Source organism: Modestobacter sp. URMC 112 (genome assembly GCF_053502575.1).
Genome location: NZ_CP199957.1, coordinates 4436053 through 4461186, shown reverse-complemented (window position 1 = coordinate 4461186; position 25134 = coordinate 4436053). Strand labels below are relative to the sequence as shown.

General features: G+C 74.5%; 16 protein-coding genes and 1 tRNA gene. 13 read left to right on the top strand and 4 right to left on the bottom strand.

Going from position 1 to position 25134, the window contains the following annotated elements; translation table 11 throughout:
* Position 1: 1 nt before the first annotated feature.
* Entirely contained in the window at positions 2-1411 is a 1410-nt protein-coding gene (locus tag ACWIX6_RS21190) for a hypothetical protein (RefSeq protein ID WP_448614417.1), read from the top strand.
* A gap of 66 nt (positions 1412-1477) precedes the next feature.
* Here the strand turns inward: ACWIX6_RS21190 and ACWIX6_RS21185 are convergent, their stop codons facing one another.
* Positions 1478-4195, bottom strand: coding sequence for a DEAD/DEAH box helicase (locus tag ACWIX6_RS21185; protein WP_448614416.1), 2718 nt, complete (start codon positions 4193-4195; stop codon positions 1478-1480).
* 197 nt (positions 4196-4392) lie between these two features.
* Here ACWIX6_RS21185 and ACWIX6_RS21180 point away from each other — a divergent pair, with 197 nt between their 5' ends.
* The 5 genes from ACWIX6_RS21180 to ACWIX6_RS21160 all read left to right on the top strand — a co-directional run bounded on the left by ACWIX6_RS21180 (position 4393) and on the right by ACWIX6_RS21160 (position 12507).
* Positions 4393-6654, top strand: a complete 2262-nt coding sequence (locus ACWIX6_RS21180) for a sodium-translocating pyrophosphatase (protein WP_448614415.1) — start codon at positions 4393-4395, stop codon at positions 6652-6654.
* Positions 6655-6784: 130 nt separating this feature from the next.
* Positions 6785-7108, top strand: a complete 324-nt coding sequence (locus ACWIX6_RS21175) for a hypothetical protein (protein ID WP_448614414.1) — start codon at positions 6785-6787, stop codon at positions 7106-7108.
* On the top strand, positions 7105-8646 hold the full coding sequence (locus tag ACWIX6_RS21170) for an alpha/beta hydrolase (RefSeq protein ID WP_448614413.1): 1542 nt from the start codon (positions 7105-7107) through the stop codon (positions 8644-8646). Before ACWIX6_RS21175 ends, ACWIX6_RS21170 begins: the two co-directional genes overlap by 4 nt.
* 242 nt (positions 8647-8888) lie before the next feature.
* Positions 8889-11735 (top strand): type I DNA topoisomerase, encoded by a 2847-nt coding sequence (gene topA, locus ACWIX6_RS21165; RefSeq protein WP_448614412.1) that lies wholly within the window; start codon positions 8889-8891, stop codon positions 11733-11735.
* A 10-nt stretch (positions 11736-11745) separates the two neighbouring features.
* Positions 11746-12507 carry a class I SAM-dependent methyltransferase gene (locus tag ACWIX6_RS21160; protein WP_448614411.1) on the top strand — a complete coding sequence of 254 codons (762 nt, stop codon included), beginning with the start codon at positions 11746-11748 and terminating at the stop codon, positions 12505-12507.
* Positions 12508-12517: 10 nt separating this feature from the next.
* Here the strand turns inward: ACWIX6_RS21160 and ACWIX6_RS21155 are convergent, their stop codons facing one another.
* On the bottom strand, positions 12518-13312 hold the full coding sequence (locus ACWIX6_RS21155) for a trans-aconitate 2-methyltransferase (protein ID WP_448614410.1): 795 nt from the start codon (positions 13310-13312) through the stop codon (positions 12518-12520).
* A 231-nt stretch (positions 13313-13543) separates the two neighbouring features.
* On the opposite strand from ACWIX6_RS21155, the gene tmk reads away from it, so the two are divergent.
* From tmk to ACWIX6_RS21140, 3 genes are all read left to right on the top strand, one after another.
* Positions 13544-15853 (top strand): dTMP kinase, encoded by a 2310-nt coding sequence (gene tmk, locus ACWIX6_RS21150; RefSeq protein ID WP_448614409.1) that lies wholly within the window; start codon positions 13544-13546, stop codon positions 15851-15853.
* Positions 15850-17061, top strand: coding sequence for a DNA polymerase III subunit delta' (locus tag ACWIX6_RS21145; protein ID WP_448614408.1), 1212 nt, complete (start codon positions 15850-15852; stop codon positions 17059-17061). Before tmk ends, ACWIX6_RS21145 begins: the two co-directional genes overlap by 4 nt.
* Positions 17062-17130: 69 nt before the next feature.
* Positions 17131-17203, top strand: a tRNA-Thr gene (locus ACWIX6_RS21140).
* 455 nt (positions 17204-17658) lie between these two features.
* On the opposite strand, the gene ACWIX6_RS21135 is transcribed toward ACWIX6_RS21140, so the two are convergent.
* Together ACWIX6_RS21135 and ACWIX6_RS21130 are read right to left on the bottom strand one after the other, a co-directional pair.
* Positions 17659-17931, bottom strand: a complete 273-nt coding sequence (locus ACWIX6_RS21135; RefSeq protein ID WP_448614407.1) for a hypothetical protein — start codon at positions 17929-17931, stop codon at positions 17659-17661.
* Positions 17932-18368: 437 nt separating this feature from the next.
* The gene (locus ACWIX6_RS21130) at positions 18369-18776 is read right to left on the bottom strand and encodes a nuclear transport factor 2 family protein (RefSeq protein ID WP_448614406.1); all 408 of its coding nucleotides are present in this window, start codon (positions 18774-18776) and stop codon (positions 18369-18371) included.
* A 611-nt stretch (positions 18777-19387) separates the two neighbouring features.
* On the opposite strand from ACWIX6_RS21130, the gene ACWIX6_RS21125 reads away from it, so the two are divergent.
* The 4 genes from ACWIX6_RS21125 (at position 19388) to ACWIX6_RS21110 (ending at position 25134) form a co-directional block, all read left to right on the top strand.
* Positions 19388-21772 carry an ATP-binding cassette domain-containing protein gene (locus ACWIX6_RS21125; protein ID WP_448614405.1) on the top strand — a complete coding sequence of 795 codons (2385 nt, stop codon included), beginning with the start codon at positions 19388-19390 and terminating at the stop codon, positions 21770-21772.
* Between the two features lie 190 nt (positions 21773-21962).
* Positions 21963-22799 carry a glycosyltransferase family 2 protein gene (locus tag ACWIX6_RS21120; protein ID WP_448614404.1) on the top strand — a complete coding sequence of 279 codons (837 nt, stop codon included), beginning with the start codon at positions 21963-21965 and terminating at the stop codon, positions 22797-22799.
* Positions 22799-24130 carry an NAD(P)/FAD-dependent oxidoreductase gene (locus ACWIX6_RS21115; protein ID WP_448614403.1) on the top strand — a complete coding sequence of 444 codons (1332 nt, stop codon included), beginning with the start codon at positions 22799-22801 and terminating at the stop codon, positions 24128-24130. The genes ACWIX6_RS21120 and ACWIX6_RS21115 overlap by 1 nt, the downstream gene beginning before the upstream one ends.
* Positions 24127-25134 carry a polysaccharide deacetylase family protein gene (locus tag ACWIX6_RS21110; RefSeq protein WP_448614402.1) on the top strand — a complete coding sequence of 336 codons (1008 nt, stop codon included), beginning with the start codon at positions 24127-24129 and terminating at the stop codon, positions 25132-25134. Before ACWIX6_RS21115 ends, ACWIX6_RS21110 begins: the two co-directional genes overlap by 4 nt.

The window sequence follows — 25134 nt, the reverse complement described above, 5'->3', positions numbered from 1 at the left end:
CGTGAAGGTCCTCCAGATCGAGTTCAACGAGCTCTCGCCGCAGCTGCTGGACGAGTTCATGGCCGCCGGCGAGCTGCCCAACTTCCGCCGGCTGTACGAGTCCTCGCAGGTCTTCACGACGGACGCCGACGCTGCGCCGCCCCGCCTGGAGCCATGGGTGCAGTGGCCGACGGTCCACCTGGGCGTCTCCCACCGCGAGCACGGGCTGCGCCACCTGGGGGCGACCCGGTCGGACGACGACCTCGCGCAGGGACGCCCGCCGCGCCCGCCGGTCGCCCAGGTCGCCTCCGACGCCGGACTGCGGGTCGGCGTCTTCGGTGCGATGAACGTCCCGTACGGGGACCTCAACGGCTTCTACGTGCCGGATCCGTGGAACTCGAAGGCGACCGCCAAGCCCGCCACCCTCGGGCCGTACCTGCGGACGATCGGCACGATGGTGCGGGACTCCTCCAGAGTGGAGGGGGTCGCCCCGGGTGCCGGCCTGGTGCCCTTCGCCGCGTTCATGCTCCGGCACGGGTTGACCCCCGCCACCGTGTCGGTGCTGGTGCGGCAGCTCGCGGCGGAGCGCCGGGACCCAGGTGTCCGCTGGCGGAGGGCGAGCGCCCTCGACTGGATACAGTACGACGTCTTCCGCACGCTCGCCCGCCGCGAGCGCGTGGACTTCGCGACGTTCTTCAGCAACAGCACCGCGCACTACCAGCACTACTTCTGGCGGCACATGAACCCCGAGAGCTTCGACACGCCGCCCGAGCCGTCCGACCACCCGTCCTACGCCGGCGCGATCCTGTTCGGCTACCGGTCGATGGACCGCATCCTCGGCCGGATGCTCGCCGACCACCCGGAGGCCACGCTGGTCCTCTGCACGGCCCTGAGCCAGCAGCCGTGGACGGACGCAACCAAGCAGACCTATCGACCCAAGAGCTGGGAAGCGGCTCTGCAGCTGGCGGGCTACACCACCCGCGACGTCGACGTGCGGTCGATCATGGCCGAGCAGTTCGTGGCCAGGTTCGCGTCCGAGGAGGCCGCCGTGACAGCCCGCGAGCGCTTCGGCGAGCTCGAGCTGGACGGGCAGCGGCTCATGCGGTTCACCCGTGACGGGGCCGCGTTGATCGGGGGCTGCGCCATCGACCACGGCGGGGCCCTCACGAGCCGCATCCGGGGCACGGCCGACGGCAGCGAGCCGCTCATGGGCGACGTCTTCACGCCGATCCACACGGTCCGCAGCGGCCGCCACAGCAGCGAAGGTGCCCTGTGGATCGGCACGGGACGGCACGCCGTGCACGACCAGCCGGTGGCACTCGAGGACGTCGCGCCCACGGTGCTGGACCTGCTGGGCGTGGCTGCACCGCCACAGATGACCGGTCGTCGTCTGCAGCTGGACGGCGTCCGCGCCGACCGAGGCGGCCGGTAGCTGCTCCCGCAGCGCCCGGCGGGACGCCGCGGCCGGGTCGCTCGCCCCCCGCGGACGGGGGCGAGGTCAGAAGACCAGGTCGTCGGCGAGGTCGTCCGGAGGGGCGTCGGGGAGGTCCTGGCCGGACCCGGCGGGAGCGGCGTCCTCCTCGTCGGCCAGGCACTCGCCGGGCACGCGCCCTCTCCTGCCGGGTCGGGCGGCCGGCGGGTCGGGCAGCCGGCCGGTCCGGCGCTCACCGCGCCGGGTCAGCGCCCGACCGGTGGCCGACCGGGCCTCCGCGCCGCCGTCCGGGTCCGGGTGGGCGGCGTCAGCCGGCGGGTCCGGTTGGGCGGCGTCAGCCGGCGTGCCGGAGTCGTCGGGGACGTCGGCGGCCAGGTCCCGTCCGTCGTCGGTCCGCGCGTCCAGGTCCCGGTCCGCCGCGACCGCCAGCTCGTCGAGCACCACGTCGAGCACCCGGACGGCGCCGGCCTTGTCCAGTGGTTCGTTGCCGTTGCCGCACTTGGGCGACTGCACGCAGGACGGGCAGCCGGCCTCGCACTCGCAGCTGGCCACGGTGGCCCGGGTGGCCTGCAGCCACTGCCGCAGCACCGCGTAGCCGCGCTCGGCGAACCCGGCGCCGCCGGGGTGCCCGTCGTAGACCACGATCGTTGCGGCACCGGTGTCCGGGTGCAGCGCGGTGGACACCCCGCCGATGTCCCACCGGTCGCAGGTCGCCATCAGCGGCAGCAGCCCGATGGCGGCGTGCTCCGCCGCGTGCAGGGAGCCGGGCAGCTCGGACTCCGCGACCTCGGCCCGGGCGATCGCCCGCTCGTCGAAGGTCAGCCACACCGCGCGGGTGCGGAGCTGGCGGGAGGGCAGGTCCAGCGGGAACTCGGCGAGGACCTCGCCGGTGCCCAGCCGGCGGCGCTGGTAGGCCACCACCTGGTTGGTCACGTCGACCACGCCGGTGTGCGCGGTGACCGAGCCGAGCCGGCGGGTGCGGTCGACCGAGACGATGGCGTAGTCGGTCACGTCCCGGGAGACCGTCGTCCACTCCGGGCTCTCCGGGTGCACCACCGCGCAGGCGTCCTCGACGTCGAACTCGTCGACGACGTAGCTCTCCCCGCGGTGCACGTAGAGCGCGCCGGTGTGCACCGCCGAGTGCGCGGCGCCGCCGTCCACGGTGCCCAGCAGCCGGCCGGTGGCGCCCTCGATGATCGACACCGGTGGGGCGCCGTCCCCGCGGATGTCCACGTCGGGACGGCCGCGGCCGGCCCAGTACCAGCCGCTGGGCCGCTTGCGGAGCTGGCCGGACGCGACCAGCTCGGCGATCCGCTCCTCCGCCGCCGCGCCGCCGAAGCCGGCCAGCTCCTCGGCGGTCAGCGGCAGCTCGGCCGCCGCGCAGCACAGCTGCGGACCGAGCACGTACGGGTTGGTCGGGTCGGTGACGGTGGCCTCCACCGGCCGGCCGAACACCGCCTGGGGGTGGTGGGCCAGGTAGTGGTCCAGCGGGTCGTCCCGGGCGACGAACACCACCAGCGACTCGCGCTGCGCCCGGCCCGCCCGGCCGGCCTGCTGCCACAGCGACGCGAGCGTCCCCGGGTAGCCGGCCAGCACGACGGCGTCCAGCCCGGCGATGTCGATGCCGAGCTCGAGGGCGTTGGTGGTCGCCACGCCCAGCAGCGCGCCGGTGGACAGCGCCCGCTCCAGCTCCCGGCGCTCCTCGGGCAGGTAGCCCCCGCGGTAGGAGTCCACCCGCGGGACCAGGTCCGTCCGGCCGCGGTCGGCGAGCACCCGGCGGGCCTGGTCGGCGACGGACTCGGCGCTGCGCCGGGACCGGACGAACGCCAGCGTCCGGGCGCCCTGCTCCACCAGGTCGGCGAGCAGCCCGGCGGCGTCCGAGGCGGCCGAGCGGCGCAGCGGCGCCCCGTGCTCGCCGGTGCGCTCGGTCAGCGGTGGCTCCCACAGCGCGAAGGTGGCCCCGGGCCGGGGCGAGCCGTCCTCGGTCACCGCGGTGACCGGGGCGCCCACCAGCCGGGTGGCGGCCGCCGCCGGGTCGGCGACGGTGGCCGAGGCCAGCACGAACACCGGGTCGGCGCCGTAGCGCCGGCAGATGCGGCGCAGCCGGCGCAGCACGTGGCCGACGTGGGACCCGAAGACCCCGCGGTAGGCGTGGCACTCGTCGACCACCACGTAGGCGACCCGGCGCAGGGTGCCCGACCACTTCTGGTGGGCCGGCAGCACCCCGCGGTGCAGCATGTCCGGGTTGGTCACGATCCACCGCGCGTGCCGGCGCACCCACTCCCGCTCCTCCATCGGGGTGTCGCCGTCGTAGGCGGCCGGCCGCACGGAGGGGTCGGCCAGCGCGGAGACCGCGGCCAGCTGGTCCCGGGCGAGGGCCTTGGTGGGCGCCAGGTACAGCACGCACGCCCGGGGGTCCTCGGCCAGCGCGGTCAGCGCGGGCAGCTGGTAGGCCAGAGACTTGCCCGACGCCGTCCCGGTGGCCACCACGACGTGCCGGCCGTCGCGGGCGAGCTCCGCGGCGGCGACCTGGTGGCTGAACGGCGCGAGGACCCCGCGCCCGGCCAGCCGTTCGCGCAGCTCCGGCGCCACCCAGGCCGGCCACGGGGCCACCCGGGCGGCGCGGGCGGGGAGCCGGTGCACGTGCGTGACGGGGTCGTGCTCGGGGTCGGTGTCGGTGAGCAGCGCCTCGAGCAGGTCAGCGCCGGGCAGCACCCGCAGCGGGGCGCCGGCGGTCGGGTCCGGCTCGTCGGTCGCGACCGGGGAAGGGTGCAGCGACGTCACCACTCCACTGTCACACCCCCGCGCAAGGCGCGGCGCGGCGTCCCGGGAATCACCGTCCGTGTGAGCTGCCTCACGGAAGGGGCTGGTGGTGGGCCCGCCGCTGCGGCACAGTGCAGCCCACGCCGCGACCACCCCGGGGCGAGTGCCCCGGAGCAGGTCCCGACCGCTGCGTGCCCGTATCGCCGTGGAGGACCCGAATGCCAGACACCGAACTGTCCGGAGGTCATCTCGCCCTGGTGGCGGTCGCCCTCCTCGTCTCCCTCGCCGCCCTCGGCTTCGCCGCCTACCTGTCCCGCGCGGTCATGGCCGCCGATCAGGGGACGGTCAAGATGCAGGAGATCGCCAAGGCGGTCCAGGAGGGAGCCGGGGCGTTCCTCCGGCGGCAGTTCCGGACGTTGGGGGTCTTCGCCGTCATCGTCTTCCTGTTGCTGCTCCTGCTGCCGGTCACCGACGGCGGCTGGGGCACCCGGTTGGGCCGGGCGGTGTTCTTCCTGATCGGCGCGCTGTTCTCGGCCCTGGTCGGCTTCATCGGCATGACGCTGGCCACCCGCGGCAACGTGCGGGTCGCCGCGGCGGCCGCGGCCGGCGGGCACCGTCCCGCCTTCCGCATCGCGTTCCGCACCGGCGGCGTCTGCGGGATGATCACCGTCGGGCTGGGCCTGTTCGGCGCCTCGCTGGCCCTGCTGCTGTTCCGGGACACCGCTCCGGTGGTCCTGGAGGGCTTCGGGTTCGGCGGCGCGCTGCTGGCCATGTTCATGCGCGTCGGCGGTGGCATCTTCACCAAGGCCGCCGACGTCGGCGCGGACCTGGTCGGCAAGGTCGAGGCGGGCATCCCCGAGGACGACCCGCGCAACGCCGCCACCATCGCCGACAACGTCGGGGACAACGTCGGTGACTGTGCGGGCATGGCCGCCGACCTCTTCGAGTCCTACGCCGTCACGCTGGTCGCCGCGCTCATCCTCGGGCAGGTCTTCTTCGGCGCCGTGGGCATGGTGTTCCCGCTGGTCGTCGCCACGATCGGGATCATCGCCTCGGTCGTGGGCATCCTGGCCAGCAACCCGACCGCCGGCGACACGTCCTGGATGGCGCCGATCAACCGCGGCTTCTTCGCCTCCGCCGCGGTCTCCCTCGTGCTCGTCGCCGTGGCGTCGTTCACGGTGCTGCCGGCGGTCTCCGACGGACTGGACGTCTCGGTCAGCCCGCAGGTGCTCGGCTTCGTCTCGGTGCTGATCGGCATCGTGCTGGCCGCAGCCATCCAGCAGCTCACCGGTTACTTCACCGAGACGTCGCGTCGTCCGGTGAAGGACGTCACCCGCAGCTCGCTCACCGGGCCGGCCACGGTGATCCTCTCGGGCATCTCGCTGGGCCTGGAGTCGGCGGTCTACGCGGCGCTGCTGATCGGCGCGGCCGTCTACGGCGCCTTCCTGATCGGCGGGGCCGTGGCGCTCTACGCCGTGGCGCTGGCCGGCTGCGGGCTGCTCACCACCGCCGGCGTCATCGTCTCGATGGACACCTTCGGGCCGGTCAGCGACAACGCCCAGGGCATCGCGGAGATGTCGGGGGACATCGACGAGGAAGGCGCCCAGGTGCTCACCGACCTCGACGCCGTGGGCAACACCACCAAGGCCATCACCAAGGGCATCGCGATCGCCACCGCCGTCCTGGCGGCGACGGCACTGTTCGGCTCCTACAACGCCAGCATCGACGTCGCCCTGGAGGTCTCCGGCGCCTCCCTGGAGGACGCCCTCAGCCTCGTGTCGCCCAACAACGTGGTGGGCGCGATCATCGGTTCCGCCGTGGTCTTCTTCTTCTCCGGGCTGGCCATCAGCGCCGTCTCCCGGGCCGCGGGCCGGGTGGTCTTCGAGGTGCGCGAGCAGTTCCGCACCCGGCCCGGGATCATGGACTACACCGAGCGGCCCGACTACGCCGCCGTGGTCGACATCTGCACCAAGGACTCGCTGCGGGAGCTGGCCACCCCCGGGCTGATGGCCGTCCTCGCCCCGGTGGCCGTCGGCTTCGGCCTGGGCTTCGGCCCGCTGGCGGCCTACCTGGTCGGCGCGATCGCCACCGGCACCCTGATGGCGGTCTTCCTCGCCAACTCCGGCGGCGCCTGGGACAACGCCAAGAAGATGGTCGAGGACGGCGCGTACGGCGGGAAGGGCAGCGAGTCCCACTCCGCGACGGTCATCGGCGACACCGTCGGCGACCCCTTCAAGGACACCGCCGGACCGGCGATCAACCCGCTGATCAAGGTGATGAACCTGGTGGCGCTGCTGATCGCGCCCGCGGTGGTGAGCCTGTCCGTGGGCGAGGACGCGAACACCCTCGTCCGGGTGCTGATCGCCGTGGTGGCGTTGCTGGTGATCGTCGCCGCGGTCGTGGTGAGCAAGCGCCGCTCGGTGGTGGTCGGCGGGGAGAGCGACACGACCGCCTCGTCGGTGACCAGCCGGGCGGCGTGACCGGAGGCGGCCGCGCCCCGCTGTGGACAGCCCGCAGGGGTGTGGACGACGGGGTCCGGACCGTCGCCGCGCGTTCCTAGCGTCGTGACGTCGGCTCCACCCGGGGGCCGACGGAGCGCCGGGAGGCCCCGTGTCCCACCTCATCTCCGTCCAGCTCGACGTGCTGGAGGTGCTGCTGGGTGAGCTGACGTCACTGGGCGCCGAGCTGGCAGGGGAGGGCGAGCTCAGCGCCGCGTGCGGGCGGTCGCTGTCCACCGCGCTGGACGGGGCGGTGGCCGAGGCGGCCGGCGGGACCGGGGCCGGGTGGGCGGCCGCGGTCACCGCGCTGGCCGCCCGGACGCTGGCCGTGGCCGCCACCCTGGGGACGGCGGTCGACGCGTACCGGCTGGCCGACGCCGGGCTGGCCGGCCGGATCGCCGCCCCCGCCGACCGGTGGACGGCGGTGCCCCGGTGACCGGCCCGGCCGGCCTCGCCGGCTGGGACGTCCCGCGGCTGCGCGGTGCGGTCGGCACGCTCACCCAGGTGGGCGAGCGGCTCGGGCCGTGGCGGACCCGGCTGGACGCCGTGGGCCGCCGGCTCGGCACGGCCGAGTGCTGGTCCGGGCCGGCCGGGACGGCGGCCGGTGCGGCCCTGCTGGAGGTGTCCACGGTGAGCAGTGGCCTGCAGGCCGCCCTCGACGAGTCCGCCGGGCACCTCGCCGCGCTGGTCGCGGCGGCGGACGAGGCGCAGGACCTGGCGGCCGCGGCGCTGCGGACGGCGGAGGCCGCCGGTGCGCCGCTGGACGGGGAGGGCGTCCCGGCGGTGGCCGGCCGGCCGCTGGACGCCGACACCGCCGACCTGGCGGCCGTGCGGGCGGGAGTGCTGGCCGCGGCTGCGTCCGCGGCGGCCGCCCGGGCGCTCGCCGCCGCCGTCGAGGCCGGTGCCCCGCTGGGCGCCCTGCGTGCCTGGTCCGGGGGCAGCTCCGCGCAGGGCGGGACCACTCCGGGAGGTGCCCTGGTGGCCGACCCGCTGGCCCGGCTCGACCCGACCGGGCCGGTGCGGCCGCCGCCCGTCCCGTTCGGCACGGGGGAGGACCCGGCCCGGGTGGCCGGCTGGTGGACCGGGCTGACCGCCGTCGAGCAGCTCGCCGTGCTGCGCGGGGAGCCCGACCTGGTGGGGAGCCTGGACGGGCTGCCGGCCTGGGCACGGGACCGGGCCAACCGGCTGCTGCTGGACCGGGCGCTGGGAGAGCTCCCGGCCGGGGACGGCGGGCACGCGACGGCCCTCGCGGTGGCCGGGGAGATCGACCGCCGGGAGGCCGCCGGGGAAGCGGTCCAGCTGCTGCAGTTCCGGCCCGGGGACGACCTGGTGGCCCTGGCGCTGGGGGACCTGGACACGGCGGCGTCGGTCGCCGTCCTGGTGCCCGGGATCCTCACCCACCCCGCCGACGACCTGACCGGCCTGGTGGACGGCGCCGCCGACGTGGCCGCCGCCGCCCGGGCCGCCGGCCCCGGCCTGGCCGTCGCCGCGGTGGCCTGGCTGGGCTACCGGACGCCGGCCACCGTCCTCGCCGCGCCGTCCAGCCAGGTCGCCCAGCGCGGCGGCCCGGCCCTGGACCGGGCGCTGGACGGCTGGGCGGCCGCGCGCACCGCGCCCGGCGCGACGCCGGCGCGCACCACCGTGGTGGCGCACAGCTACGGGACGCTGGTGGCCAGCCGGGCCGCGCAGGCGCCGGGGGACCTGGCCGCCGACGCGCTGGTGCTGCTGGGCAGTCCGGGCACCGAGGCGCTCACCGCCGCGGACCTGGAGGCCGCCGAGGTGCACGGCGCGTGGTCGCTGGCCGACCCCGTCTCGTGGTCGGGCTGGTACGGGCGGGGTCCGGTGTCCGCACTGTTCGGCGACACCCCGCTGCCCACCGAGGCCACCCAGGGGCACACCCAGTACCTCGACCGCGACCGGCCGACCCTCGCCGCGATCGGCGAGGTCGTGGCCGGCACCCGGGGCCGGCCGTGAGCCGCGGGGGAGCGGGCCCGCCCCCGGTCGCGACCGGCCCTTCCGGCACCGCCCGGGCGCCCGCGGACGGCCCTCGCGGCCGGTCGCCAAGCCGGCTGCGGCACGCCCGTGACGGGTCGCTGCCCGGCCTCCCCCTGGGCACGTGGCCTACCGTGGCCTCGCCGAGCGGGTACACGTCCAGTGACCCCGCGTGCGTCCGGGGCCTCCCCGGCGCCTGCAGTCAGCACCTCGACAGGAGCACCGTGCCGCCGACCAAGACCACGCCCGCACCCTCAGCCGACTCCGGAGCAGCGTCGCGCACCCCGCGCAAGCGTGCCGCCGCTCGCGGTGGCAAGCCGCTGGTCATCGTGGAGTCCCCGGCCAAGGCGAAGACCATCGCGGGGTACCTGGGCAGCGACTACGTCGTCGAGGCCAGCATCGGCCACATCCGAGACCTGCCGCGGAACGCCGCCGACGTGCCCGCCGCGCACAAGGGCGAGTCCTGGGCCCGGCTGGGTGTCGACGTCGACCACGGGTTCTCGCCGCTGTACGTGGTGAGCCCGGACCGCAAGCAGCAGGTCACCCGGCTGCGGCAACTGGTCAAGGAGGCCAGCGAGGTCTACCTCGCCACCGATGAGGACCGGGAGGGCGAGGCCATCGCCTGGCACCTGGTGGACACCCTCAAGCCGACCGTCCCGGTCCGCCGGATGGTCTTCCACGAGATCACCCGGGAGGCGATCGCCCGGGCGGTGTCCAGCCCACGGGAGCTGGACACCGCGCTGGTGGACGCCCAGGAGACCCGCCGCATCCTCGACCGGCTCTACGGCTACGAGGTCTCCCCGGTGCTGTGGAAGAAGGTGCTGCCCAAGCTCTCCGCCGGCCGGGTGCAGTCCGTGGCGACCCGCATCGTCGTCGAGCGGGAGCGGGCCCGTATGCGGTTCACCGCCGCCGGCTACTGGGGTCTCGAGGGGACCTTCGACGTCGTCGAGAAGAAGGACGCCGACGCCGGCGAGCCCACCAGGCTGAACGCCACGCTGGTCACCCTCGACGACCGCCGGGTGGCCACCGGCCGGGACTTCGACCCGGACACCGGCACGGTGACCAGCGACGTCGTGCACCTCGACGAGGCCGGCGCGCGCGGGCTCGCCGCCCGCCTCGAGGGCAGCCGCGTCAGCGTCAGCCGGGTCGACGAGCGCCCCTACCGCCGCCGTCCCTACGCGCCGTTCATGACCTCGACGCTGCAGCAGGAGGCCGGCCGGAAGCTGGGCTGGTCCTCCCAGGTGACGATGCGCACCGCGCAGCGGCTGTACGAGAACGGCTACATCACCTACATGCGCACCGACTCGACGAACCTGTCCGAGACGGCGCTGAGCGCGGCCCGCAGCCAGGCCCGTGAGCTCTACGGCGACGCCTACGTCCCTGCCGAGCCGCGCCGCTACGCGACCAAGAACAAGGGCGCGCAGGAGGCGCACGAGGCCATCCGGCCCGCCGGTGACGCCTTCCGCACCCCGGGGCAGCTGGCCGGGCAGCTCGCCCGCGACGAGTTCCGGCTCTACGAGCTGATCTGGCAGCGCACGGTCGCGTCGCAGATGGCCGACGCGGTCGGGCAGACGGTGTCGGTGCGGCTCGCCGGGCGGTCGAGCACCGACGAGGCGGTGGAGTTCTCCACCAGCGGCCGGACGATCACCTTCCCGGGCTTCCTGCGCGCCTACGTCGAGAGCCGGGACGAGGACCACGCCTCCGACGACGCCGAGGCCGACGACGCCGAGCGCCGGCTACCTCGGCTGGAGCGCGGCCAGCAGCTGGACACCGCCGCGCTGGAGCCCAAGGGGCACACGACCACCCCGCCGTCCCGGTACACCGAGCCGAGCCTGGTCAAGGCGCTGGAGGAGCTCGGCATCGGCCGGCCCTCGACCTACGCCTCGATCATGCAGACCATCCAGGACCGCGGGTACGTGTGGAAGAAAGGCTCGGCGCTGGTGCCGACCTTCATCGCCTTCGCCGTGGTGAACCTGCTGGAGCAGCACTTCGCGGCGCTGATCGACTACGACTTCACCGCCTCGCTGGAGGCCGAGCTCGACGAGATCGCCGCCGGGGACCTGCGGCGGGTCGACTGGCTGACCGAGTTCTACTTCGGCGGCGAGGGAGGCCATGCCGGGGGCATCGCGGCCTCCGGAGGGCTCAAGTCGGTCATCGGCCAGCGGCTGGAGGAGATCGACGCGCGCGGCGTCAACTCGATCCCGCTGCGCGCCACCGCGCCCAACGGCGAGCCGGTCGTGGTCCGGGTCGGCCGGTACGGGCCCTACCTGCAGGCCGGTGGTGAGGAGGGCGCGCGGGTGAGCATCCCCGAGGACATCGCGCCCGACGAGCTCACCAGCGAGAAGGTCGCCGAGCTGCTGGACGCGCCGTCCAGCGACCGGGAGCTGGGCGCCGACCCGGAGACCGGGCACCCCGTGGCGGTCAAGGCCGGCCGGTACGGCCCCTACGTCACCACCGTCGTCCCCGAGGGGAGCAAGGACGCCCCGCGGACGGCCAGCCTCTTCAAGACCATGTCCCCGGAGACGGTGACCCTGGAGCAGGCGCTGCAGCTGCTCACCCTGCCGCGCACGGTGGGCGCCGCGCCGGACGGCGAGGAGATCCAGGCGCTCAACGGCCGCTACGGGCCCTACATCAAGAAGGGCACCGACTCGCGCTCGCTGGAGAGCGAGGAGCGGCTGTTCACGGTGACCCTGGACGAGGCGCTGGCGATCTTCGCCCAGCCCAAGCAGCGGGGCCGCAAGGCAGCCGCCGCCCCGCTCAAGGAGCTCGGCGCGGACCCGGTGAGCCAGGGCCAGGTGACGGTCCGCGAGGGCCGTTTCGGCCCCTACGTCACCGACGGCGAGGTCAACGCCAGCCTGCGCAAGGGCGACGACGTCGAGTCGATCACCCTGGAGCGGGCCGCCGAGCTGCTGGCCGACCGCCGCGAGCGGGCGCCGGTGAAGAAGAAGGCGACCAAGAAGGCCGCCGCGAAGAAGACGACGGCGGCGAAGAAGGCCCCGGCGAAGAAGGCGGCGAAGGCGACCGCGAAGAAGGCGGACGCCCCGGCCGGCGATCCCCTCCCGGCCGGCTGATCGGTCGGCCGTGGGCGGCCCGCGCGGGACCGGGAGCTGGGAGGAGCTGCGGACCGCCTTCGGTTCCGTGGCGACGGACTACGCGGCGCTCCGGCCGGGCTACCCGGCCGAGGTCGTGCCGTTCTTGCTCGGCGACCGGCCGCGGCGGGTGCTCGACCTCGGCGCGGGCACCGGCCTGCTGACCGACGTGCTGGTCGCGGCCGGCCACGAGGTCGTGGCGGTCGACGTCGCCGCCCCGATGCTGGACCAGCTGCGGCGCCGGCACCCCCGGGTGCGCACCGAGGTGGGCGCGGCCGAGGCCATCCCCTTGGCGGACGCCGCGGTCCACGCCGTCGTCGCCGGCCAGGCCGCGCACTGGTTCCGCCCGGAGCCGGCGGCGGCCGAGCTGCGCCGGGTGCTGCGACCCGGTGGTGTCGTCGGGTTCGTCTGGAACACCCGCGACGAGCGGGTCCCGTGGGTACGCGCCCTGGGGGCCGCGCTCGAGGCAGAGGCCCGCGGTCACGAGGCCGACCAGGGCGTGGTCGACGCCTTCGCGACGGCGCTGCCCGCTGACGTCACCGTCCTGGACTCCGCCGTGGTCCAGGTGCTGACGCCCGAGCAGGTCGTGGCCGGCATCGGTACCCGCAGCTACGTCGCGGTGATGGACGCCGCGGGCCGGGCGGCGTTCCTCGGCGGGATCCGCGAACTGCTGGCCGGCCACCCCGACACCGGCGGTCGGGAGCTGCTCGACCTGCCGTACACGACCCGCGCGTACCGGCTGACGCCCCGCTGAGGCGCCCGGTTCAGGACGCCCGCCGGCCCACCGCGAACACCCGGCGGAACGGCAGCACCGTCGTCCCGTCGCCGCGCCGCGGATAGGCGGCGCGCAGCGCGGCGGCGTACTCGGCGGTGAGGTCGGCGACCGCCTCGTCGTCCAGCAGCTCGAGCACCGGCCGGAGCACCGTCCCGGAGACCCAGCGCAGCACCGGGTCCTCCCCGGTCAGCACGTGCAGGTAGGTGGTCTCCCACACGTCGGCGGCCAGACCCGCGGCGGTGAGCACGTCCAGGTACCCCGACGGGTCCAGGACGGCGTCCGCGGCGGGCGCGGCGGCGGCCAGCCGCCCGGCCCAGCGCGGTGACCGGCACAGGTCGGCCAGCAGCGCGTGGGTGGGTGCCGCCTGGTTGCCCGGCACCTGCACGGCCAGCCAGCCGCCGGGGGCCAGCTCCCGCGCCCACCGGTCCAGCAGCCGGTCGTGGCCGGGCACCCAGTGCAGCACCGCGTTGCTGACCAGCACGTCCACCGGCACGGCGGGCTGCCAGATCCGCACGTCCCCGGCGGCGAAGGTCAGCGCCCCGGGGACCGTGTGCGCCTGCGCGGCGGCGAGCATGTCGGGGGAGGAGTCGACGCCGGTGACCCGCGCGGTGGGCCACCGCCGGCGGAGGAGCGCGGTCGTCGACCCGTCCCCGCAGCCCAGGTCGACCACCTCGGCGGGGGCCTCGGCGTCGACCCGGCTCACCAGGTCGACGAACGGGCGACCCCGCTCGCCGGCGAAACCGAGGTAGGTGGCGGGGTCCCACGTCTGCGGTCCGGTGCCCATGGGCGCAGGCTAGCCGTGCCGCAGTGTCGCCAAAGGGCGGATCGCGTCACCTCCGGCCGGTACCGTTGCCCCGCCGGGCCCGACCGACCGCCGAGCCCGACCGCACCCAGCGCCGCCTTCTCCCTGGGGGTCCCGATCAGCTCCGACCCGACGGCCGGCCCGTCGCCGCGACGTCCCGACCCGGACACCCCGTCCGCGGACGGGGCCGCGGGCGCGTCTGCCGGCGCCGACGTGTCCGCCGGGACGGCCGGGCCCGCGGGCGCCACCGCCGCGCCGGCGGACGCGGCTGCCGGCCCGGAGGAACCGCTGGTCGGTAGCGCCGCGGCCGACGGTCTCCCGCCGGCCGGCGTCCCCACGCCTGCGGACGGCGAGCCCGCTGCCCTGGCCGGGCTGCACGTGGGGTCCGGCGCGGACGAGGGCGCCGCCACCCCCGCGCCGTCCGGCGCGGACGAGGACGAGCTCGGGGCACCGTCGGCGGTCTCGCTGGCCGCGAAGATCCGCGCCGTCCTGCGGGTCCGCGACTTCCGCAAGCTGTGGCTGTCGATGTCGCTGTCCAGCTTCGGGGACTGGCTGGGCCTGCTCGCGATCACCGCCACGGCGACGTCGCTGGTGGACAGCTTCGCCGGGCAGAACTTCGCGCTGGGCGCCGTGCTGCTGTTCCGGCTGCTGCCCGCCATCGTGCTGGGCCCACTCGCCGGGGCCTTCGCCGACCGGTTCGACCGGCGCAAGACGATGGTCGTGACCGACGTCCTGCGGTTCGGGCTGTTCGCCTCCATCCCCCTGGTCGACGAGCTGATCTGGCTGTTCATCGCCCAGTTCGTGATCGAGGCGCTGAGCCTGTTCTGGATCCCGGCGAAGGACGCCGCGGTGCCCAACATGCTCCGCAAGGACCAGATGGAGCCGGCCAACCAGCTGTCGCTGGTGACCACCTACGGGCTCACCCCGGTGCTGGCCGCCGTCGTCTTCGCGCTGCTGGCCTACCTGGGTGGCCGCACCTCCGTCCTGATCCCCGGGGTCAACGAGGTCGACCTGGCGCTGTACGCCAACGCGCTGACCTTCCTGGTCGCCGCGGTCGTCATCTGGAACCTGCCCTCCATCAGTGGGCGCCGGGCCGGCCGCCCGCAGGACAGCGGGGAGAGCTTCTTCGGGTCCCTGCGGCAGGGGTTCTCCTTCGCCGGGCACACCCCGCTGGTCCGCGGCCTGGTCGTCGGCATCACCGGCGCGTTCGCCGCCGCCGGCGTGGTCATCGCCACCGGCCAGGCCTTCGCCAACGCCCTCGGGGGCGGTCAGGCGGCCTACGGGCTGCTGTTCGGCTCGGTCTTCATCGGGCTGGGGCTGGGCATCGCACTGGGCCCGAGCGTGGCCAAGGACCTGTCCCGGGAGCGGCTGTTCGGCGTGGCGATCGTCGGCGCGGGCGTCACCGTCGTGCTGCTGGCGTCGACCTTCACGTTGTGGATCGCGCTGCTGCTGGTCGTGCTCATGGGCTTCTTCGCCGGCATCGCCTACCTCGCGGGGTTCACCCTGCTGGGCACCGAGATCGACGACGCCATCCGCGGGCGCACCTTCGCCCTCGTGCAGTCGCTGGTCCGCGCCGCGCTGATCCTCTCCCTCGCGCTGGTGCCCTTCGGCGTCGGCCTGATCGGCCAGCACCCGGTCGACGTCGGGGCCTTCGTCGTCCCGGTCACCGGGGAACGGGTCATGCTGCTGGTGGCGGGGGTGCTGGCCGTCGGCGTCGGCGTGGTCGCCTACCGGCAGATGGACGACGGCCGGCCGGTCCCGCTGGTCGCCGACGTGGTCACCGCACTGCGCCGGGACACCACCGCCCGCCGCCGGCTCGCCGGGGGCGGGGTGCTCATCGCCTTCGAGGGCGGCGAGGGTGCCGGGAAGTCCACCCAGGTCAAGCGTCTGCAGGACTGGCTGGCGCAGGAGGGCTACGTCGCACGGGCGACGTTCGAGCCCGGCGCGACCCCCTCCGGCGCCGGCATCCGGTCCATCGTGCTCGACCCGGCCAGCGCCGGGCTGTCGCCGCGCTCGGAGGCGCTGCTCTACGCCGCGGACCGGGCGCAGCACGTGCACGACGTGCTGCGGCCGGCCCTCGACGCCGGCGAGGTGGTTATCACCGACCGCTTCGTGGACAGCTCGCTGGCCTACCAGGGCGCCGGCCGGACCATCCCGATGGACGACGTGCGGTCGATCTCCCGCTGGGCCACCCAGGGGCTGCGCCCCGACCTCACCGTGCTGCTCGACCTGCCGCCGGAGGTGGGCCTGGCCCGGGCCCGCGGGCGGGCGACCGCCGACCGGCTGGAGGCCGAGTCGCTGGACTTCCACCAGCGCGTCCGGCGCACCTTCCTGGCGCTGGCCGAGGCCGAGCCCGACCGGTACCTGGTGCTCGACGCCACCGGCACCCCCGACCGGCTCGCCGCGGCCATCCGGGACCGGGTCGCCGGCCTGCTGGCCGGCCTGCCGCAGCTGACCCGGCCGGAGGACGCCCGGACCGACGCCGGCCCCCGGGCGGACGCGGCCGCCCCGCTGCGCCGGTGAGCGCCCCGGTCGCCCAGGCCCGCACGCAGGCCGCCGGGGCCGGCGTGTGGGCCGACGTCATCGGTCAGCCCGACGTGGTGGCCGAGCTGCAGGCCGCGATCGCCCAGCCGGCGTCGATGACGCACGCCTGGCTGTTCACCGGGCCACCCGGGTCCGGGAGGTCGGTCGCCGCCCGGGCCTTCGCCGCCGCCCTGCAGTGCCCGGCCGGTGGCGACGGCACCTGCCACGCCTGCCGCACCGCGCTGGCCGGCACCCACGCCGACGTGCACCGCATCGTGCCCGAGGGGCTGTCCATCGGGGTGCTTGAGGTGCGCGAGATCGTCCGCACCGCGGCCCGGGCGCCGTCCCAGGGGCGGTGGCAGATCGTCGTCGTCGAGGACGCCGACCGGATGACCGAGCAGGCCGGCAACGCCGTGCTCAAGATGCTCGAGGAGCCGCCGCCGCGCACGGTGATCCTGCTGTGCGCGCCCTCGCTGCACCCCGACGACGTGCCGGTCACCATCCGGTCGCGGTGCCGGGTCGTCGGGCTCCGGACGCCGCCGGTCGCCGCGGTCGCCGAGGTGCTCGTCCGCCGGGACGGCATCGACCCGGCGCTGGCCGCCTGGTCCGCCGCCGCGGCCGGTGGGCACGTCGGGCGGGCCCGGCACCTGGCCCGGGACGAGGCGGCCCGGCTGGCCCGCAAGGCCGTGCTGGACATCCCGCTGTCCCTGGTCTCCCTGGCCGCCTGCCTCAACGCCGCCGACGACTTGGTCGGCTCGGCGAAGGAGGAGTCGGACAAGGCGGTGGCCGAGGTCGACGGCGCGGAGACCGACGCGGTCAAGGCCAGCCTGGGCGTGGGCGCGCGGGGGCCGGGGGTCGCCGCCGCCAGCCGGGGCGCCGGGGTGCTCAAGGAGCTGGAGAAGCGGCAGAAGTCCCGGGCCACCCGGCTGGGCCGGGACTCCCTGGACCGGGCGCTGGTCGACCTGGCCGCCCTGTACCGGGACGCGCTGGTGGTCAGCGCCGTGGAGTCGGTCGCCGGGGCGGAGGCGGTGCCGCTGGCCCATCCGGACCGCCGGGCCGACGCCACCGAGCTGGCCCGGCGGGTCGGGGCCGAGGGCGCGCTGCGGCGGATCGACGCGGTGCTCGCGGCCCGCACCGCGCTGGAGCAGAACGTGAAGCCGCAGATCGCCATCGAGGCGCTCACCGTGGCGCTGCGGCTGCCCGCCTGAGGGCGGCGGCACGTCCGGGGGTGTGCCGGGCCGCGCCGGACGGTGCCGTAAGCTCAGCGCCGCACGTCCGCCGCCTTAGCTCAGTCGGTAGAGCATCTCACTCGTAATGAGAAGGTCGTCGGTTCGATTCCGACAGGCGGCTCTCGCCTCATGACGTTGCGCGACCTGGGCTCTCGGTCCGGCTCGCCGGGACCACGACGCGACGACGAGGCATCACCGTCGGCCTCGTGGTCGCATCGTGGTCGCATCCCGCCGGGGCCGTCCTCCCGGTAGACGCGCCCAGGACGCGTCGAGGCCCCCGGGACTGTCCGCCGCTTCGTGCGTCAGGTGCCCGTACAGGTCCACGGTGGTCCCCACCTGCGAATGCCGCAGCGTCTTGCTCACCAGCGCCAGGGGTACCTCAGCCGAGATCCTGAGGGTTGCTGCCGCTGGTCGGTGGTCGTGAGTGATGACGCCCGGTCGATCGCCGCGCGCCGACCGACCGGCGACGTCTGCCAGGGCGCGCGGCCGGAGACCTCCGAGATCGGTCTCGGCGCGCTGCGCCGGGGTACCTGAGGTGACGAGAAGGCCTGCGGGCTCGTGATCCGACGAAGAGGCCTACGCCTCCGCGGTCACCTCGTAGACCTTGACGTCCTCGACCTGGACCGGATCGTCAGGGGAATCCGTCACCATGCGCGCCATCTGCTGAGCTTGTTCCTCGGACTCGAAGAGTGTGACGCCGTATCCCGTCGTGGTGTCGCCGAACCACGTTCCCCTCACGAAGCCGGGCGCGCCCTTGACGTTCGGGACGACACTCTCGCGAAGGTGGGTGTTGATGGCCTCTTCGTGCCGCGCGGGATCGATCCGAACACTGATGAAGACTGCATGCACCTTGATCCCCCAGAGGCTCGTGTCCCGACGTTCGAGACGCGGAGTGGTCCAGCACTCGCAGCCTGGCGGATGGCACGCCCCACGGGGGCGCTTCGCTGCGCGGCTTCTGCATGGCTTCGGAGTCGTGGTCCTTGGCGCTCGTGGGGGATCCATGATCATGGAGCCGGGAGCTCCGTCGCACGGACGGCCGGGTGCCAGACGTGATGCCTCATCGGATCCACCCCTGGAGCCCCAGGGTCTCGTCCACCGTCACCGCCCCTGAGCTGACTCAGAAGCAGGTGCAGCGCGTCCTCGTCAAGCCGCTGGAAGCCGCCTCGGTCTCCATCGCCGCCGGCTCCCGCATCTTCGACGTCGACCGCCGCCGGTGTCGTCCGCATCCCCGCGCTCGTCGCATGAACGCGCTCGCGTGGCACGGCCCGAGAACGAGTCTCGGGTTGTCACGCGGGTGGCTCACCGCCGACGTGCGCGAAGGTCTTGTTGACGATCTTCCAGCTGCCCTCGATGCGGCACAGGGAGAGGAAGTCCACGAAGGAGACCGTGCCCCAGTAGCCCTCCTCGGCGACCGTCGCGGTCGCCACGTCGCCGAGCTGGGTGACCGAGAGGATCCGGCTCTTGTAGTTCCCGGTGTCGGCGGGGTCCTGGGCTGCCATGTCGAAGAGCTTCTGTATGGGCACGTCATAGCGGGTGCCGGCGAGGTCACCGAACATCCGGGCGTCCTGGTGGAACGCCTCATGCAGCTTGGCGACGTCTCCGGTTGCCTCACCGTCGAGGCACAGCTGGACTACGGCGCAGATGGCGTCATGGTCATCAATCGACGACTTCAGGGCTTTGTCCAGCGTCGACATGGCGGCCGCCCTTTCGCACTGTCCGGATCGTGGCGTCAACTTAGACCCGCCCCAACTCCGGGAACAGCCATCCAGTTCGGCCCCTCATCCGGAGTACGGATCCGTGACCGTGGCCTCCGCCTGGCCAAGCCCCTGGACACTCCCACTCAGGCAGCCGACGGTGTCGGCCTCCGGCTGGACCGCGCCGGCCACCTGCAGCGCGGAAGCGATCGTCGACCCGAGCACCCGATGCCCCTCGGTGTTCGGGTGGGTCCCGTCTTGGGCGATGGCTCCGTTCTGGCCGTCAACTGGGTCGGGCAGGGGCACACCCTGCAGCTTCCGTCCATCGCCTGGTCCGGGCGTTCGCTCACTGTCGGCCCCGTCATGTCGCGGGGGACGCTCAGCTGTCGGCACCTGCCCCGACGGTCCGCCGGGGTCAGCGCGCTGCCGCCAGGGGTCGGTCCGCCGTCGCCGTCGACAGCGCATCCCCGCGGGCGCCGCAGATCGGGTAGACAGCGGGGCGTTGCCGCGAGCGGGCCATGGGCCGCCTCGCCCGCACCGGCCGGCCAGCCGTGCACAGGCGACGCGACGGAGCACGCGGCGGCGGACCCGCCCGAACAGGTGGAGGCACGATGAGCATGGCCACGAGCACCGGCGACGGGTCGCACGCCGCTGACAGCCACGACCTGATCCGCGTGCACGGCGCGCGGGAGAACAACCTCAAGGACGTGAGCGTCGAGCTCCCGAAGCGCCGGCTGACGGTGTTCACCGGCGTCTCCGGATCGGGCAAGAGCTCGCTGGTGTTCGGCACCATCGCCGCCGAGTCGCAGCGGCTCATCAACGAGACCTACAGCGCCTTCGTGCAGGGCTTCATGCCGACGCTGTCCCGGCCGGAGGTTGACCTCCTCGAGGGCCTCACCACGGCGATCGTCGTCGACCAGGAGCGGATGGGCGCCAACCCCCGCTCCACCGTCGGCACCGCCACCGACGCCAACGCGATGCTGCGCATCCTGTTCAGCCGGCTCGGCCGGCCGCGCATCGGTCCACCCACGGCGTTCTCGTTCAACGTCCCCACGCGCAAGGCGAGCGGGGTGATGAGCACCGAGAAGGCCGGCGGCCGGGTGGAGAAGGCCGTTGTCCGCGACGTCGTCTACCTGGGCGGCATGTGCCCGCGCTGCGAGGGCATGGGCTCGGTCTCCGACTTCGACCTCACGGCGTTGTACGACGGGTCGAAGTCGTTGAACGAGGGCGGCCTGATGGCGCCCGGCTACAGCATGGACGGGTGGTACGGCCGCCTCTTCCAGGGCATCGGCCTCGACCTGGACAAGCCGATCGGCGAGTACACCAAGAAAGAGCTGGACACCCTCCTCTACAAGGAGCCGACCAAGATCAAGGTCGAGGGCATCAACCTCACCTACGAGGGCGTGATCCCCAAGGTGCAGAAGTCGATGCTCTCCAAGGACGTCGACTCGCTGCAGCCGCACGTCCGGCGCTTCGTCGAGCGGGTGATCACGTTCCAGACCTGCCCCGAGTGCGACGGGACGCGGCTCACGGCAGAGGCCCGGTCGTCCAGGATCGAGGGCAGGAACATCGCCGAGCTCTGCGCGATGCAGATCAGCGACCTCGCCGGCTGGGTCCGCGCGCTGGACGAGCCGTCCGTCGCCCCGCTGCTGGCCGGTCTGCGGCACCTCCTCGACTCGTTCACCGGGATCGGGCTGGGCTACCTGTCCCTCGACCGGGCGGCGGGGACGCTGTCCGGCGGGGAGGCCCAGCGCACCAAGATGATCCGGCACCTGGGGTCGTCGCTCACCGACGTCACCTACGTCTTCGACGAGCCCACCATCGGTCTACACCCGCACGACATCGAGCGGATGAACGAGCTGCTGGTCCAGCTGCGGGACAAGGGCAACACCGTGCTCGTCGTCGAGCACAAACCCGAGACGATCGCGATCGCCGACCACGTGGTCGACCTGGGGCCGGGGGCCGGCTCCGGCGGCGGCGAGGTCGTGTACGAGGGCACGGTCGACGGGCTGCGGACCAGCGGCACGCTGACCGGCCGGCACCTCGACCACCGGGTGTCGCTCAAGCCCTCGGTGCGCACCCCCACCGGAGCCCTGCAGGTGCGCGGCGCGAACACCCACAACCTGCGGGACGTCGACGTGGACATCCCGCTCGGCGTGCTGGTGGTGCTCACCGGCGTGGCCGGGTCGGGGAAGAGCTCGCTGGTGCACGGCTCCGTCGCCGCCCGGGACGGCGTGGTGGTCGTTGACCAGGGTGCGATCCGCGGCTCGCGGCGCAGCAACCCCGCGACGTACACCGGGCTGCTCGAGCCCGTCCGGAAGGCGTTCGCCAAGGCCAACGGGGTGAAGCCGGCGCTCTTCAGCTCGAACTCCGAGGGCGCCTGCCCCACCTGCAACGGAGCCGGCGTCATCTTCACCGAGCTCGGCGTCATGGCCACCGTCGAGTCCCCCTGCGAGGACTGCGAGGGCAGGCGGTTCCAGGCATCGGTGCTGGAGTACACGCTGGGCGGCCGCAACATCGCCGAGGTGCTCGCGATGCCGGTCGCCGAGGCCGAGAAGTTCTTCGGCGACGGCGCGGCGCGCACGCCGGCCGCCCACGCGGTCCTGGACCGGCTGGCCGACGTCGGGCTGGGCTACCTCACCCTCGGCCAGCCGCTCACCACGCTGTCCGGCGGCGAGCGGCAGCGGCTCAAGCTCGCCGTCCAGATGGCCGAGAAGGGCGACGTCTACGTCCTCGACGAGCCGACGACGGGCCTGCACCTCGCCGACGTCGGAAACCTGCTCGGCCTGCTCGACCGGCTGGTGGACGCCGGCAGGTCGGTCGTCGTCATCGAGCACCACCAGGCGGTGATGGCGCACGCCGACTGGATCATCGACCTGGGCCCCGGCGCCGGACACGAGGGCGGGCGGATCGTCTTCGAGGGCACGCCGGCCGACCTGGTCGCCGCCCGCTCCACCCTCACCGGCGAGCACCTCGCGGCCTACGTCGCCGGTTGAGCGGGCCGGCGCGGCCACCCCCGGTACGGACCCGCCCAGGCGTCCGGTGTTCGGCGCGGGTTCGGCTGCCGGTCGCCGCCCCGGTCTTCCGCCGGTGAGCCGTCTGGCCCTAGGCTCTCACGGACGGTAGCCAAAGCACGTGAACCGTTACGGACGGTGACACGCGCTGTCATCCAGAGGAGGACCGGCGATGGTCAGCGTCAACCCGTCTGCTCAGACCGGACCGCACATGCCGGAGCAGCCGGCCGCCGGCACCGGCACCCGGACCGTGCCGACCACGCACGTGGTGCTCCCCGCGTACAACGAGGCCGCCTCGTTGCCGCCGCTGCTCGAGCGACTGGGTGGGCTGGCCGCCGGCTGGGGCGAGCGCATGACGGTCTGGGTGGTCGACGACGGGTCCACGGACGGCACCGCGGAGATCGCCCGGCAGGGCTCCGAGGGGCTGGACGTCAGGGTCGTCTCGCACCCGGTCAACCTCGGCCTGGGCCAGGCGGTGCACTCCGGCCTGCGGGCGGCGATCGCCGCGGCCGACGACGACGACGCGGTCGTGGTGATGGACGCCGACGACACCCACGACGTCGGGCTCGTCCCCGTCCTGCAACGCGCGCTGCAGGACGGTGCCGACCTGGCCATCGCCTCCCGGTTCGTCGGCGGCGGCGACGACTCCACCGCACCGCCGTTCCGCAGGCTGCTCTCGCGGGGTGCCGCCGTGCTCTTCCGGTCGGCGCTGCCGCTTGACGGGGTGCGGGACTTCACCAGCGGCTACCGGGCCTACCGGGTGGCCCTCCTCCGGCGGGCGTCGGGCCACTACGGGGAACGGCTCATCGAGGAGCAGGGCTTCGCCTGCATGGTGGAGCTGCTGCTCAAGCTCCGGCACTGCCATCCCGTGGTCGTCGAGGTCCCCCTCGTCCTGCGCTACGACCGCAAGCAGGGCGCCAGCAAGCTGCGGCTGGGGCGGACCGTGCTCCAGTACCTCGAGCTCCTGGTGAGGGACCGGCTCGCGCCGCCGCCGTTCCGGGGCCTGTGATGGCGGACCGGCCCCGGGTCGTCGTGATCGGCGGCGGCATCGCCGGGCTCACCGCCGCGCACCGGCTCGGCAAGGGGGGCGCGGACGTCGTCCTGGTGGAGTCCAGCGCCCAGCTCGGCGGCCTGGGCACGTTCTTCCGCTCGGGGGACGCCTGGGTGGAGCGGTTCTACCACTGCGTCATGCCGACCGACGACGCCCTGCTCCCGCTGCTCGACGAGCTCGGTCTCGGCGACCAGGTGCAGTGGCGGCGGACCACCATGGGGATGGCCGTCGCCGGCACCCGCTACCCGTTCAACACCGCGCTCGACCTGCTCAGGTTCCGGCCCCTGCCGTTCCTGGACCGCATCCGGCTCGGTGCGGTGTCGCTGCTGCTGCGACGGCTGGGCAGGGGTGAGGACCTCGACGACGTCCGGACCGAGGACTGGCTGCGGGGCCTGTACGGCGACCGCATCTGGGAACGGGTCTGGGAGCCGCTGTTCCGCTCCAAGTTCGGTCCGGCCGTCGGCGACGTGCCCGCGCTGTACCTCTGGCAGCGGCTCGGCCGGGAGAGCAACGTGGCCGTCCGCGGCTACCCCCGCGGCGGGTACCGGTCGATCATCGACGCCCTGCGGGCGGCCATCGAGTCGGCTGGCGGCGAGGTCCGCACCTCCGCGCCCGTGGCGGGCCTGCGTCAGCGGGGCGACGAGGTCCGGGTGGAGCTCGCCGACGGGGAGGTCCTGTCGGCGGACTGGGTCGTGTCCACCGCACCGCTGCCGCTGCTCCGGCAGATCACCGCCGACGCCCCCGAGCTGGCCGACGCGCTGCCCGACGTCCGGCTGCAGTACCAGGGCGTGGTCAACGCCGTCTTCTTCCTGCGCCGGCCGCTGGACGACCGCTACTGGATGCCGGTCATCGGGTCCGGCACCGAGTTCGACGGCGTCGTGGAGATGTCCAGCCTGTCGGGGCCGGAGACCTACGGCGGCCGGCACCTCGCGTACACGATGAAGTACACCGACCGCACGTCCGAGCTGTTCCTCGACGACGACGAGGCGATCGCCGCGAGGTGGACCGACCAGCTCCTGGAGCTCTTCCGCGACCTGCCGCTGCGCCGGGAGGACGTGCTCGAGGTGTCGGTGTTCAAGGCGCCGTTCGTGGAGCCGGCCTACCCGCTGGGCTACGGGCGGATGAAGCCGGGGATCGCGGTGGGGGACACCCGGCTGCTGCTGGCCACGACCAGCCAGGTCTACCCCCGGGTCACCGCCTGGAACTCGAGCGTGGCGCTGGCGGACCAGGTGGTCGGCCACCTCTGGGAGCGCATCGGTGCGCGGACCCCGCTGGCCGGGCCGCGGTGACGTCCCTCGCCACCTCGACCCGCCCGCTCGCCACCCTCTCCCTCGACCTGGACGACGTCTGGGCCTACCTCCGCACCCGGGGCGACCGGGACTGGGCCGGCGCGCCCAGCGTGCTGCCCCTCGCCGTCGAGCGGCTGCTCCCGGTGCTGTCCGCCCTGGACGTGCGCATCACCGTGTTCGTGGTGGGCCGGGACGCCGAGCGGCCGGAGGGCCGGGAGGCGGTGCAGGCGCTGGCCGGCGCGGGGCACGAGATCGCCAGCCACAGCCTGCTGCACCGTGGGGAGCTGGCGTCGCTGCCGGAGAGCGGCATCGCCGACGACCTCCGGCGCGCCGCCGACGCCATCGGGGACGTGACCGGCCGGCGTCCCGCCGGCTTCCGCTGCCCGTCGTTCGGCAGCAGCCCGGCGCTGCTGCGGACCCTGGTGGACGACGGCTACAGCTACGACGCCTCGGTGCTCCCCACCTCCCTCGCTCCGCTGCTCAAGCTCTACTACCGGGCGCGGGTGCGCCTGGCCGAGGCCGGCCGGCCCCCGCAGGACCTGTTCGGTCCGGCCTCCTCCGCCCTGCTGCCGCTCACCCCCTTCCGCTGGGGAGGGGCCGGGGCCGGCCTGCTGGAGCTGCCCGTCTCCACCGTCCCGCTGCTGCGCACACCGGTGCACATGAGCTACCTGCAGGCGCTGGGAGCCACCAGTCCCCAGGTCGCCCACGGCTACCTGCGCTTCGCGCTGGCGGCCCTGCGCGCCCGCGGCGTCCCGCCGTCGTTCCTGCTGCACCCGACCGACCTGCTGGACGCGCGGGACGCGCCCCGGCTCGACTTCTTCCCGGGCATGGCGCGGGTCTCGGCGGAGAAGCTGGAGCAGCTGCGCCGGGCGCTCACCTCGCTGGCCGGTGCCTTCGACGTCGTGCCGCTGGGGGAGGCGGCACGTCGGCTGCAGGGCGTGCACCTCCCGGTGCGCCGGCCCGCTGGGACCTCCCCCGGTCGTGCACCGCAGAGGGAGGCCTGA

Bases quoted from the DNA above. Each gene is read 5' to 3' on its own strand.
- ACWIX6_RS21180 (WP_448614415.1), top strand. From the start codon at position 4,393: ATGCCAGACACCGAACTGTCCGGAGGTCATCTCGCCCTGGTGGCGGTC.
- ACWIX6_RS21155 (WP_448614410.1), bottom strand. From the start codon at position 13,312: ATGGGCACCGGACCGCAGACGTGGGACCCCGCCACCTACCTCGGTTTC.
- ACWIX6_RS21130 (WP_448614406.1), bottom strand. From the start codon at position 18,776: ATGTCGACGCTGGACAAAGCCCTGAAGTCGTCGATTGATGACCATGAC.
- ACWIX6_RS21125 (WP_448614405.1), top strand. From the start codon at position 19,388: ATGAGCATGGCCACGAGCACCGGCGACGGGTCGCACGCCGCTGACAGC.
- ACWIX6_RS21120 (WP_448614404.1), top strand. From the start codon at position 21,963: ATGGTCAGCGTCAACCCGTCTGCTCAGACCGGACCGCACATGCCGGAG.
- ACWIX6_RS21115 (WP_448614403.1), top strand. From the start codon at position 22,799: ATGGCGGACCGGCCCCGGGTCGTCGTGATCGGCGGCGGCATCGCCGGG.